The organism is uncultured Cyclobacterium sp. (assembly GCF_963976465.1).
In the GTDB taxonomy this organism is placed as follows: Bacteria; Bacteroidota; Bacteroidia; order Cytophagales; family Cyclobacteriaceae; genus Cyclobacterium.
This window is the reverse complement of record NZ_CAXBOC010000141.1, coordinates 1-11092: the sequence shown is the minus strand read 5'-3', so window position 1 is coordinate 11092 and position 11092 is coordinate 1. Positions and strand designations below refer to the sequence as shown.

Annotated in this window: 13 protein-coding genes; 7 read left to right on the top strand and 6 right to left on the bottom strand. The window is 37.9% G+C overall.

Going from position 1 to position 11092, the window contains the following annotated elements; genetic code table 11:
- From AAC037_RS09825 to AAC037_RS09815, 3 genes are all read left to right on the top strand, one after another.
- Positions 1-357, top strand: a 357-nt coding sequence (locus AAC037_RS09825) for an electron transfer flavoprotein subunit alpha/FixB family protein (protein ID WP_339902828.1), incomplete at its 5' end; no start/stop codon positions are given.
- A gap of 6 nt (positions 358-363) precedes the next feature.
- Complete coding sequence (locus AAC037_RS09820; RefSeq protein ID WP_339902827.1) at positions 364-978, top strand: bifunctional nuclease family protein; 615 nt, start codon at positions 364-366, stop codon at positions 976-978.
- A gap of 171 nt (positions 979-1149) precedes the next feature.
- Complete coding sequence (locus AAC037_RS09815) at positions 1150-2433, top strand: nucleoside transporter C-terminal domain-containing protein (RefSeq protein ID WP_339902826.1); 1284 nt, start codon at positions 1150-1152, stop codon at positions 2431-2433.
- Positions 2434-2452: 19 nt separating this feature from the next.
- Here AAC037_RS09815 and AAC037_RS09810 read toward each other — a convergent pair whose 3' ends face one another.
- The gene (locus tag AAC037_RS09810) at positions 2453-2887 is read right to left on the bottom strand and encodes a peptidylprolyl isomerase (RefSeq protein ID WP_339902825.1); all 435 of its coding nucleotides are present in this window, start codon (positions 2885-2887) and stop codon (positions 2453-2455) included.
- Between the two features lie 114 nt (positions 2888-3001).
- On the opposite strand from AAC037_RS09810, the gene AAC037_RS09805 reads away from it, so the two are divergent.
- Positions 3002-4600, top strand: a complete 1599-nt coding sequence (locus AAC037_RS09805) for a peptide MFS transporter (protein ID WP_339902824.1) — start codon at positions 3002-3004, stop codon at positions 4598-4600.
- A gap of 85 nt (positions 4601-4685) precedes the next feature.
- On the opposite strand, the gene AAC037_RS09800 is transcribed toward AAC037_RS09805, so the two are convergent.
- The 3 genes from AAC037_RS09800 to AAC037_RS09790 all read right to left on the bottom strand — a co-directional run bounded on the left by AAC037_RS09800 (position 4686) and on the right by AAC037_RS09790 (position 5823).
- Entirely contained in the window at positions 4686-4832 is a 147-nt protein-coding gene (locus AAC037_RS09800) for a hypothetical protein (RefSeq protein WP_339902823.1), read from the bottom strand.
- A gap of 275 nt (positions 4833-5107) precedes the next feature.
- Positions 5108-5266: a hypothetical protein gene (locus AAC037_RS09795; RefSeq protein ID WP_339902822.1), complete on the bottom strand. Its 159-nt coding sequence runs from the start codon at positions 5264-5266 to the stop codon at positions 5108-5110.
- Between the two features lie 185 nt (positions 5267-5451).
- Positions 5452-5823 carry a response regulator gene (locus tag AAC037_RS09790; protein WP_339902821.1) on the bottom strand — a complete coding sequence of 124 codons (372 nt, stop codon included), beginning with the start codon at positions 5821-5823 and terminating at the stop codon, positions 5452-5454.
- A 522-nt stretch (positions 5824-6345) separates the two neighbouring features.
- Here AAC037_RS09790 and AAC037_RS09785 point away from each other — a divergent pair.
- Positions 6346-6828, top strand: a complete 483-nt coding sequence (locus tag AAC037_RS09785) for a dCMP deaminase family protein (RefSeq protein WP_339902829.1) — start codon at positions 6346-6348, stop codon at positions 6826-6828.
- Here AAC037_RS09785 and murB read toward each other — a convergent pair.
- Positions 6825-7865 carry a UDP-N-acetylmuramate dehydrogenase gene (murB, locus tag AAC037_RS09780; protein WP_339902820.1) on the bottom strand — a complete coding sequence of 347 codons (1041 nt, stop codon included), beginning with the start codon at positions 7863-7865 and terminating at the stop codon, positions 6825-6827. The two genes, AAC037_RS09785 and murB, sit on opposite strands and share 4 nt — an antisense overlap.
- Before the next feature lie 157 nt (positions 7866-8022).
- On the opposite strand from murB, the gene AAC037_RS09775 reads away from it, so the two are divergent.
- On the top strand, positions 8023-8973 hold the full coding sequence (locus tag AAC037_RS09775; protein WP_339902819.1) for a succinylglutamate desuccinylase/aspartoacylase family protein: 951 nt from the start codon (positions 8023-8025) through the stop codon (positions 8971-8973).
- A 90-nt stretch (positions 8974-9063) separates the two neighbouring features.
- Here AAC037_RS09775 and AAC037_RS09770 read toward each other — a convergent pair whose 3' ends face one another.
- Positions 9064-9891, bottom strand: coding sequence for a hypothetical protein (locus tag AAC037_RS09770; RefSeq protein WP_339902818.1), 828 nt, complete (start codon positions 9889-9891; stop codon positions 9064-9066).
- 105 nt (positions 9892-9996) lie between these two features.
- On the opposite strand from AAC037_RS09770, the gene AAC037_RS09765 reads away from it, so the two are divergent.
- Positions 9997-10866 (top strand): SDR family oxidoreductase, encoded by an 870-nt coding sequence (locus tag AAC037_RS09765; RefSeq protein WP_339902817.1) that lies wholly within the window; start codon positions 9997-9999, stop codon positions 10864-10866.
- Positions 10867-11092 lie beyond the last annotated feature (226 nt).

The window sequence follows — 11092 nt, the reverse complement described above, 5'->3', positions numbered from 1 at the left end:
GTGGTCGTTTCCGGAGGAAGAGGACTGAAGGGGCCTGAAAACTGGAATATGATTGAAGAACTAGCCGATAGCTTGAATGCAGCAAAGGGATGTTCAAAGCCGGTTTCCGATTTAGGATGGCGTCCGCATCATGAACACGTGGGCCAAACTGGAGTAAAGGTTGCCCCAACCTTATATGTTGCCGTTGCTATATCGGGAGCCATCCAACATCTTGCAGGAGTAAATGCTTCGAAGTATATTGTAGTCATTAACAATGACCCGGATGCTCCTTTCTTTAAGGCCGCAGATTACGGGATCGTAGGAGATGCTTTTGATGTGGTCCCTAAATTGACACAAGCAATTAAAGCATTAAAATAATTAAACGTGGACAATACAGTTGAGTTAGAAATTTTGGGGTTATCCTCCAATAGCACACAATCAGGTTCCTTTACTTTAGTATTGGGAGAATCTGAAGGGAAACGAAAGTTACCCATTGTGATAGGTATGTTTGAAGCCCAAGCCATTGCTATCGAAATAGAGAAGATCATTCCTAACAGGCCCATGACCCATGATTTGTTCAAGGCTTTCTCCTCCAATTTTCAGTTTACAATTGATCATATCTTGATATCAGATATGCGGGAAGGAGTCTTTTACGCCAAAATTATGTGTCAAAGCTCCTATAAAAAAGTAGAAATTGATGCCAGACCTTCCGATGCAATTGCCATTGCTGTCAGGTTTGATGCTCCAATTTATTGTACAAATGCTGTAATGTCTGAAGCCGCCATTGAGTTTACCGAGGAAGATGAAAAACGTGAGCAAGAAGCTTCCGGAATTACTAAAACAAGAAAGGGTAAATCTTCAGGAAAAGGAAAATCTCAGGAAGCGTCGCTTAAGGACTTTAGTTTGGATAAACTCAATCAGTTGCTTGAAAAAGCCATAGGTAATGAAGATTATGAAAAAGCTGCACGGTTAAGGGATGAGATCAATCGAAGAAATTAATAAGCTAAATGCTGACAATCGGCTGCCTTATGGTAGCTTTTTTCTATAAAAGCCTTGGCTAAAAGGATGAAAATGAATAATAAACGATAAACCAGAAAACCATTGCGCTTCTATGGGAAGATTCTGTTGAGGCGTTCCGGAAAACCTAATATTTAATAAAAATATGTTTTAATGGACTATATAAGAGGGGTTTTAGGGATCTTGGTTCTGGTTATATTCGCTAGTATTTTTTCAACAAACAGGAAAAATATCGATTGGCGATTGGTAGGGATAGGGATTTTATTACAGGCTATTTTTGGTGTTCTTATTACCAAAGTTGCCTTTGTGGCAGCAATCTTCACAAAAGTAAGTGCCGGATTTGTTAAGTTTCTTAGTTTTTCGGAACAAGGTGCCCAATTTATATTTGGTGACCTGGCTACAAGTTCTTTTGGATTTATTTTTGCTTTTCAGGTTTTGCCTACCATTATCTTTTTTTCTACGGTATCAGCGGGATTGTATTATTTGGGCGTTTTGCAAAAAGTTGTTTTTGTTATCGCATGGGTAATGGCCCGAACCATGCGGCTTTCTGGTCCGGAAAGCCTTTCGGCTGCAGGGAATATATTTCTGGGACAAACAGAGGCACCATTGCTTGTAAAGCCTTTTATACCTATGATGTCAAGATCAGAACTTATGTGCTTGATGACAGGAGGTATGGCTACCATTGCTGGAGGAGTGTTGGCAGGATATGTGGCCTTTTTGGGTGGGGATGACCCGGTAGAGAAAACACGCTTTGCCACCTATCTTTTGGGGGCCAGCATTATGAATGCGCCTGCGGCAATTGTTATCTCTAAAATCATTATACCCGAAGAAAAAGAAAGAAAATTGGATGAGCATTTGGATATCAGTGGGCAGGTACCTGATGTCAACCTTATTGATGCCATGTCTCGTGGAGCTTCCGAAGGATTGCGATTAGCACTTAATGTAGGCGCCATGCTATTGGCTTTTATTGCTGTTATTGCAGCGTTAAATTATTTATTATCCGGAATTATTGGAGAGTTATTAGGACTAAACAACTTTGTGATAAGTTCCACCAATGGGACATTCTCCGGTTTTTCACTGGAATATTTATTGGGACAAGTGTTTCGGGTTTTTGCTTGGGTAATAGGGGTGGAATGGAAGGATACCCTTGAGGTTGGTTCACTATTGGGACAAAAGACGGTAATCAATGAATTTGTAGCTTACCTGGGCTTGGCAGAAATGAAAGAAGCAGGAAGTCTTTCACCAAAATCAATTGTTATTGCAACCTATGCCCTTTGTGGCTTTTCTAACTTTAGCTCCATTGCTATTCAAGTTGGAGGAATAGGAAGTATAGCGCCCGAGCAACAGGGGAACCTGTCAAAGTTAGGCATGCATGCACTACTGGCTGCTACCATTGCCTGTCTGATGACAGCCACTATTGCCGGGGCACTCTTTTAAATTTTAAGGAGTAATTGAATTAATCGTTGATTACAACTTTAACAATTTTGTCCCCTTGCTTGATCTGGTCCACAATGTCCAGGCCTTCCACAACCTTCCCGAAACAAGTGTGGTTTCTATCGAGATGCTGGGTGTTTTCCCTGTTGTGACAAATGAAAAACTGGGATCCTCCGGTGTTTCTTCCTGCATGAGCCATTGAAAGAACACCTTTGTCATGATACTGTAATTCACCGTCTAGCTCACAATCAATGGTGTAACCCGGGCCTCCCGTACCGTTACCTTTTGGGCAACCACCTTGGATCATAAAATTTGGAATTACTCGGTGAAAGTTAAGGCCATCATAAAACCCTTTGTTGGCTAAATCAATAAAATTCGCAACTGCTTTAGGGGCGTCTTGATCGTAAAACTCAACTTTCATTATCCCTTTGTCGGTATGAATTTCTCCTGTTGTCATGAAGCTATCGTTTGTTTTTTTGCAATAATACAGAATTTATGGTAGTATCATGCAATATTTTGCCCCTTTAGGCATTAAGGAATTAAATTTTAATAAGTTTTAAATCATTCGCTTTTGAAAAAAGAAGATCAGTTTTTAGGCAAACACAATGCCCCAAACGAAAATTTAGAAATTGAAGGAGCAAAGCTGTTTGGACACCCTAAAGGGTTGATGACCCTTTTCTTTACTGAAATGTGGGAGAGGTTCAGCTACTACGGTATGCGGGCTTTACTTATATTATTTATGACGGCCCCAATTGCCACCGGTGGTCTGGGTTTTGATGACCAAACATCCGGAGCAATTTATGGCCTTTATTCCATGTTTGTATACCTCTTGGCACTTCCTGGTGGTTGGGTTGCAGATCGGCTTGTAGGGCTTAAAAAATCAGTATGGTATGGGGGGATAATCATTACAATAGGACACTTCACTATGGCATTACCGGGCTTATTTGCAGTTCTCTCAAGTGCTCCAGATCTGCCTAAAGACCAATTGACAGGTTTAGATGTGTATTCTTTTTTCCTGGGCTTAATTCTGATAGTTTTAGGTACAGGCTTACTTAAGCCCAATATTAGCTCCATAGTGGGACAACTATACCCGGAAAATAGCTCCAAGAGAGATGCCGGTTTTTCCATTTTTTATATGGGGATTAACTTGGGGGCATTTTTGGCACCAATTGCCTGTAGTACCTTGGCCATATACGATTGGCATTTGGGCTTTGGCTTGGCTGGTTTCGGGATGCTAATGGGCTTGATTCAGTATAAATTGACCAGTAAGCACCTCAAGGGTGTTGGGGATTTTGTTCTTCCTGAAAATGAAAATGAAAGCCGGAAAAGAAGAAAATTAACAAGCATCGTATGGCTTTCCTTATTGGTACTTGCGATTATTATTTCTTGTTTCTTTCTGGAAATAATTGTTATTGATCCAACCGCGATAGCTGCCATTTCCAATACAGTCATTGCCATTGTTGCCTTGCTTTTCTTTTTATACGTGCTGTTTTTGGGTGGTTTAAATAGTGATGAAAAGAAGAAAGTAGGCGTGGTGATGATATTATTTGTTTTCTCAGCCATCTTTTGGTCGGGTTTCGAGCAGGCAGGCTCTTCTTTGAATTTGTTTGCTGAAAGGTTTACCGATAGGGTGGTACTTGGATGGGAAATTCCTGCCGGATATTTTCAATCCATCAATAGTATCTTTATTATCTTGTTTGCACCTTTCTTTGGTGCCATGTGGGTAATGCTGGCCAAAAAGAACTTAGAGCCCAGCTCTCCTCTTAAGTTTGCCTTTGGCCTAGTATTATTAGGGATAGGTTTCTTGGTAATGTATTTCGCGGCAAAAATTGCTGCATCAGGTGATTTAGCAGCACCGACTTGGTTGGTGGTAACCTATCTATTCCATACTTTCGGTGAATTGAGTCTTAGTCCTGTGGGGTTAAGTTTGACGACTAAATTAGCCCCCAAGAAGTTTGTTGGGCAAATGATGGGAATGTGGTTTTTATCCATTGCCATGGGTAGCTTGATTGCTGGAAGAATTGCCGGTGGAGCAAGTGGAGGTACGGCTGAAGCTTTATCCAGAATGCCTGACCAATACCTCTTAATAGTCTATACTGTTGTGGGGGCTGGATTGGTACTAATGCTTATTGCTAAGCCTATCCGAAAATTAATGGGAAATGTGCATTGAGCACTTTTTGAAAAAGAAAAAAAATATCAAGATGAATTTGTCCTGATAGTAAAAAAAAGCCGGTTAGTGCTAACCGGCTTTTTTTTTAGTCTTCTTTGTTCTCTTTTTTAAACACCGTGCTTCTAAAGTCAACGGCAGAAATCCCTGCTCCTAAACCAACTAAAATGGAAACAATTAACCAGAAAGTCTGTGCTCCTAATGCTATAGGGGCGCTAAATATATCTAATAACATGATAATGTGGTTTTAAATGTCAAATTTGCCTGCAATTTAGCACTCTAAAAGAGGATAACAAAGCATATTATTAAAAAGCATCAGTTAAGTCACCAATAGACCCTGTGTCAAGGTGTTTTATCAAAAGGCCTAATAAAGGATTGGCCATTTTTTCTTAGTTAGGCATAATCCTCCCTAATTGTAAGTTTAATGAGCAAATTATTGATTTCCTTCAAACCATTTAAAATTACTCGTATTGAACGAATTTAAATAAATAAGGAAAACATTGGTTTTATTTATTCAAAATCATCATCCTCATCGAATACATCATCAAGGTCAACATCATATAGATTAATTTCAAAATCCTCTTCATCATCATCTAGAAACGGGTTATCTTCAAAATCCTGGTATCCTTGCTCGAACTCATCTAGGGAATCTTCAAAATGCTCAATCATCTGCTATCTATTAAGTTTTTTCCTGTAAACTTTTGCTAGTTAGCAATAAATAGGAATCAATACTGTCTTTGGAGATAAACTTAACGTTATCAAATGATTATTTTCATATTTTCTATGGCAAGGTCAAAAAAAATTATGCGAAAACTTAAAATGTGTTTATAAAGATTGGAAGATGTTTAACGGCTTTAATTATTGCCTTTTCGGCTAAAAATCAACTTGATATATTGTTTGATTAAGGGTTTAGTTAGGTAGTTGTTTACTTTCTCATATTTTCCGGCTCTAGTGATGTCGGTTTCGTCAATCGAGCTACTTAGAATGTATATTTCAGGATTTTTTTTTGTTGGCTGAAATTTTTCTAAAAAATCCCACCCATTCATTTCAGGCATGTTTCTGTCAAGGAATAAGTAATCAGGTCGTATCGCATAAATATCCTTTAGTGCAGCAGCGGCACTACTAAAAGAAAATACTTTGAAAGGCTCAAAGACATTTCTTGAAATCAGCTTCTCAGTGACGAAAATGCTAATAGGATCATCATCTATTAATACTATTTTGATCATTTACTTACAAAAAACATGTTTTAAAAAGCATTTAAAGTATTATAAAAATAGTGAAAATAATCTCATTATTAAATATTTCCGTCATTTATTTACCTAACAATTAGTAATTTTTTTTTAAAAAATTGAAATATGTCCATTTATGGCTTTTAAGGATGGTTTTTTTATAATAATTAATTTGATGATGAGTGGTTTTTTCTAATTATGAAAGGGTATTATTTGAGATTTTGGGTTAGTTGTGATTTCGAGGTTCCTCTAAAATAGGAGGTTATGAAAAAAAATTATAAAAGTCAAATAAACAGCTTTATAGGTTGAATTATTAATCTTTTAGGGTTAACTAATCCCTTTAAACCCGGGTTTTCTAGAGAGTTTTTGGGTTCATTTATTTCTATTTTTAAAGGATGTAATAAAGTTGATGTTTTAATTTTAGACTGGATAAGATTGAATTTCACGTATATTTGGCGTACGAAGGCCTTGTGAAGGCTATAGGAGCAATTTTGGTAAATGCATTTATTGATGAAAGAAATAAACAAACCTGATTTTGATGATATTTTTATGGAATTAGCGGTAAGTTTGGCGCAACGGTCCCATTGTATTAAAAAACATGTAGGTGCTGTTTTAACAAAGGATACTAGGATTATCTCCATTGGTTATAATGGCCCCCCTCCCGGTACACACAATTGTGATGAAGAATTTCCGGTGGAAGGATGCAGGAGAGATAGCAAAGGTAGCTGTTCTTTGGCATTACATGCTGAGCAAAACGCTATACTGTATGCAGTAAAAAACAAAGCCTCGGTAGAAGGTTCTACATTATTTGTAACTTTAGCTCCCTGTCTGCCTTGTGCAAGGATTATTTATTCCATGGGTATTTCCAAAGTTATTTTTTTAAATTCCTATGCAGAGTATAAAGGGATTGGGGTAGATGAAGGGCTTGAGTTTTTGAAAAAATTTGGAGTTACTGTATCTAAATATGGTAAAGTGATCAAAAATCAAGATATATTGATTTAGGGATAGATCAAGCTTTTGTCGTTGATCAGGTTAACTTCCCTTTCTAAGGAAATGTCAAATTTGGTTTGAACATCCAACTGGATTTTCCTACTTAATTCAAGAATATCATTTCCCTTACCCCCTCCATAATTCACCAAAACCAATGGTTGTTTGTCGTGAACACCCACCTTTCCTAGCTTTTTCCCTTTCCATCCTACATTTTCGATCAGGTATGCAGCGGGAATTTTTATTTGAGAAGCGTCACTGGGGTAACCGGGTAAAGTTGGGTATGCTTGTTTTAATTTTTTATATACTTCGACCGGCACCACTGGATTCTTAAAAAAGCTTCCAGCATTTCCTACTGTTTTTGGATCCGGAAGTTTGGATTGACGAATATTGATTACTGCATCACTAATGTTTTTTGCTGTAGGTTTGGCTTGGTTCATTTCTTTCAAAACCTTTTGAATATCCCCATAACTTATATTGGGAACATGTGAGGTAGAAAGGTTAAAATTAACTTTATAAATAATATATTTTCCCTTAAGGCTTTTTTTAAAAACACTTTCCCTGTACCCGAAATTGACATCTGCCGGTAAAAATATTTGAGTACGTCCGGAGCAAATTTTTATGGCCTCTAAACTATGGAATACAGCTTTAATCTCCACGCCATAGGCACCAATATTTTGCATAGGAGCTGCGCCTACAGTGCCAGGGATTAAAGACAGGTTCTCTATGCCCGATAAATTATTCTCAATACTATATAGAACAAAATCATGCCACATTTCACCAGCTCCTGCTGCCAATATGACCTTATCTTTGTCTTGGCTAATTGGCTCTATCCCTCTAATATTAACCTTCAATACCAAGGCATCCAAATCAGAGGTAAACAGTACATTGCTACCTCCTCCCAAAATAAGTATGGGTTTTTTGGCGGTTTTGGCAAAGGTCAAGGCTTCAATAATGTCATTTTTGCTTTCCACCTCAGCAAAGAATTTAGCCTTAACATCTATTCCAAACGTATTAAAAGCCTTTAATGAAATATTTTCCTGTATCTTCATTGTCCTAATTAAATCACGAATTAAAAGATAATTTGCTCAAATTGGAAAAATTATAAGGAATATGCACTATATAATTTAATGCTAAGCTAAAGGTTGAGGAAGATTTTTAGGTGATTATTTATTGGGAATCAGCTATTGAGTGAAATAAATTTTTATTATGAAAGAAATGGTTATCAACGGCATCAGGGTTAGGCCCGGTCAATCTTTAAATATTGAAATTGCAATTGCAAGATTACCTACCCATACCCTGATTGATTTACCGGTATTTATAAGAAGTTCAAGCACACCGGGTCCAACTGTACTTATATGTGGAGGAGTGCATGGAGATGAAATCAATGGGATTGTCACCGTAAAAAGAATGTTGGAGGAAAATATTTTTCAGCCTACAAAAGGAACTTTAATATTTATCCCTTTGGTCAATGTCTATGGTTTTTTAAGTAATTCTCGAACTTTCCCTGATGGGAGAGATTTGAATAGAAGTTTTCCCGGAAACAATAAAGGTTCTTTGGCTTCCCAAATCGCCCAAATTCTCACCAAAGAAATAATTCCCCAAATAGATTATGGAATAGATTTTCATACCGGAGGGAGAATGTTATCCAATTACCCTCAAATCAGAGTGGATTTTAGGGATCAAAAAGGATTGGAACTTGCTGAAGCTTTTGGTGCCAATTTCACAGTTAATTCTATGCATATAGATAAGTCTTTTCGAAAGGAAGCCTTTAAAAACAACAAGCATTTACTGGTATTTGAAGGAGGAGAATCGATGAGGTTAGATGATCAGGTTATTCAGGAAGGGATTGCGGGAACAGGTAGGTTGTTAAAATATCTTGAAATGATTAATGGTGATTATCCATTGAATAAAACCCATAAAATTGAAGAGAGTCGTTGGGTTCGTGCAAAGGTTTCAGGCATCTTTAATGCCTCTGTATCCTTAGGTGATGAGGTGAGAAAAGGTCAGATGCTAGCCAAAATATCAGATCCTTATGGGCAGGTAAAAGTGCCTATTAAAGCTTCTGCTTCAGGTTTTGTTATAGGAATCAACAACCTGCCGGTAGTAAATGCCGGAGATGCCCTTGTACATATAGGCAAATCTCAAGTTAAAGTGTAAGAAGGTATAATTGAAAAGCTGAAGCTTTCAGAATGCTCTAATATTTAGTTCAATAACCTATGGAGAATTAAACCAATAAAGCTGCAAAAGCTAGGGTTGCTTGACCATAGTCACACCTTCATCCAGTTTAATTGTGGTGGTTGTTTCACAGCCTTCAGCGTTGGAATATGTCAATTGATGAGTGACTTGTGAATTTTCACTCCTTTGAATGGTCCAGTTTTCTTCACCTGATACCGTATAAAAATTCATTTGAGAGAGGCAGGATTGACTAATAACCTTGGGTTCCAATATGACGACTTCTATTTGGTTACCTCCCCAATTTCTACCTTTCAAGGTTCCGCTGGTTTCTATCTCCGTAAGTAAATGGTTCCGGATTTTTCCTTTGTGCTCTAAGTCTATGGCTAACCTTGTGCTGGATTCATTTTCATCTTTTAAGAGTAGGCTGTCAGAAGATTCTTGGAGTACCAACTCGGAAGTTGACTTTTTTGTCACTTGAAACAATCGGTAGCCTTCTATGGAGTTGCTGTTCGTTTGGTACTTATTATAAGTGATTTTTATGTTAGCATTGATATGGTTGTTGACCGAGCTATATTCGAGTTGCAGTTTCCCCTGTCTGTCTGTAGCCCCGTCTTCACAGCTGGGATTGTCGTAATCAATGGTTACAGAATACTGTTCATTGTCAATACTAATTGTGGGGCAGCCAGGTAAACTATCCTTAAATTCAGTATTGGAGAAAACTGAGATATCATAAAAAGGTAAGTAAATATGCTCATCTAATATTTTTGAAACCCAATAGGCTTCTTCACCTTCAAAAGATTGGTCAATTTGTAAATCCTTATTGGTATCAAGGTTGCAGGAGAGAAGAAAAATTAAAAAAAACAGTGGGCTACATCGCTTCATTTCGTGGGCTATTTTCATTGTCCCGTTAAATTAATCAAAGTTCGATAAACTTTCATCCAAACATTTCATTCCTTTTTAAATTATGTACTTTAAGTTATATTTAGGTAACCAGAAATCGAAATTATGAAATATCAGGAAGGTATGCTCGTTCAAAATGCTTTAAAAGATCAAGTAATAATGATTTCCGGAGGCGGTACAGGTTTAGGGGCTGCAATGGGACGTTATTTTTTATCTCTTGGCGCTAAATTGGTGATTTGTAGTAGAAACATTGAGCTGTTGAAACAAGCTGCCATGGAATTAGAAAAGGAAAGTGGAGGGGAGGTTTTACCACTAGCATGTGACCTTAGAGATTATGACCAAGTTGCTAAAATGTATGCAAAAGCTTTGGCTCATTATGGCAAAGTGGATGCCGTAGTCAATAATGCAGCCGCAAATTTTATCAGCCCAACGGACAGGTTGTCACCCAATGCTTTCCATACCATAGTGGATATAGTGTTGAAAGGAACTGCGAACTTAACTCTAATTGCGGGGAAAAATTGGATAAAGGATAAGACTGCAGGTACCTTTTTAAATATTGTTACTACTTATGCTTTTACAGGATCTGCTTATGTGGTGCCTAGTGCTTCAGCCAAAGCCGGAGTCCTGGCCATGACGCGTTCTTTAGCGGTGGAGTGGGCGTCACACAATATCCGTTCAAATGCCATTGCTCCGGGGCCATTTCCCACCTCAGGTGCTTGGGAGCGATTGCTTCCCGGTGAATTGGCAAAAAAGTTTGATCCTGCGTTGAAAAATCCTCTCGGTAGGGTGGGAGAACACCAAGAGTTGGCCAACCTTGCAGCTTACCTTGTGTCGCCGTTTTCAGCTTATATCAATGGGGAAATAATAACCATTGATGGTGGTGAATGGCTTCAAGGAGCAGGGCAATTCAACGGGTTTAAGGCCATCAAGCCTGAATGGTGGGATGCCATGGAGGCAAAAAGAAAGAAAAGATAGCAATTTACTTGTACAAAATTATCCGTATCACAATATAGCTGATGCTTGTCCATTCAAGCGTAAAAATTCTTACCAATTTTAACGCCTTATTTTTGCCAAGTAAATAAAATAGAAATTGTCCCGCTTGCATAAAGCCAATTTTTTGGGAAAAATAGGTTTGGGGGCTTTTAGTTCAAATTGAATTTTTTTGTCAATCATTTCCTTTTAAATCAATATCTTAGTGTGA

Excerpts from the sequence above, each read along its gene's own strand:
- AAC037_RS09815 (WP_339902826.1), top strand. The coding sequence starts at position 1,150 with ATGGACTATATAAGAGGGGTTTTAGGGATCTTGGTTCTGGTTATATTC.
- AAC037_RS09810 (WP_339902825.1), bottom strand. The coding sequence starts at position 2,887 with ATGACAACAGGAGAAATTCATACCGACAAAGGGATAATGAAAGTTGAG.
- AAC037_RS09800 (WP_339902823.1), bottom strand. The coding sequence starts at position 4,832 with ATGTTATTAGATATATTTAGCGCCCCTATAGCATTAGGAGCACAGACT.
- AAC037_RS09795 (WP_339902822.1), bottom strand. The coding sequence starts at position 5,266 with ATGATTGAGCATTTTGAAGATTCCCTAGATGAGTTCGAGCAAGGATAC.
- AAC037_RS09790 (WP_339902821.1), bottom strand. The coding sequence starts at position 5,823 with ATGATCAAAATAGTATTAATAGATGATGATCCTATTAGCATTTTCGTC.
- murB (WP_339902820.1), bottom strand. The coding sequence starts at position 7,865 with ATGAAGATACAGGAAAATATTTCATTAAAGGCTTTTAATACGTTTGGA.
- AAC037_RS09775 (WP_339902819.1), top strand. The coding sequence starts at position 8,023 with ATGAAAGAAATGGTTATCAACGGCATCAGGGTTAGGCCCGGTCAATCT.
- AAC037_RS09770 (WP_339902818.1), bottom strand. The coding sequence starts at position 9,891 with ATGAAAATAGCCCACGAAATGAAGCGATGTAGCCCACTGTTTTTTTTA.
- AAC037_RS09765 (WP_339902817.1), top strand. The coding sequence starts at position 9,997 with ATGAAATATCAGGAAGGTATGCTCGTTCAAAATGCTTTAAAAGATCAA.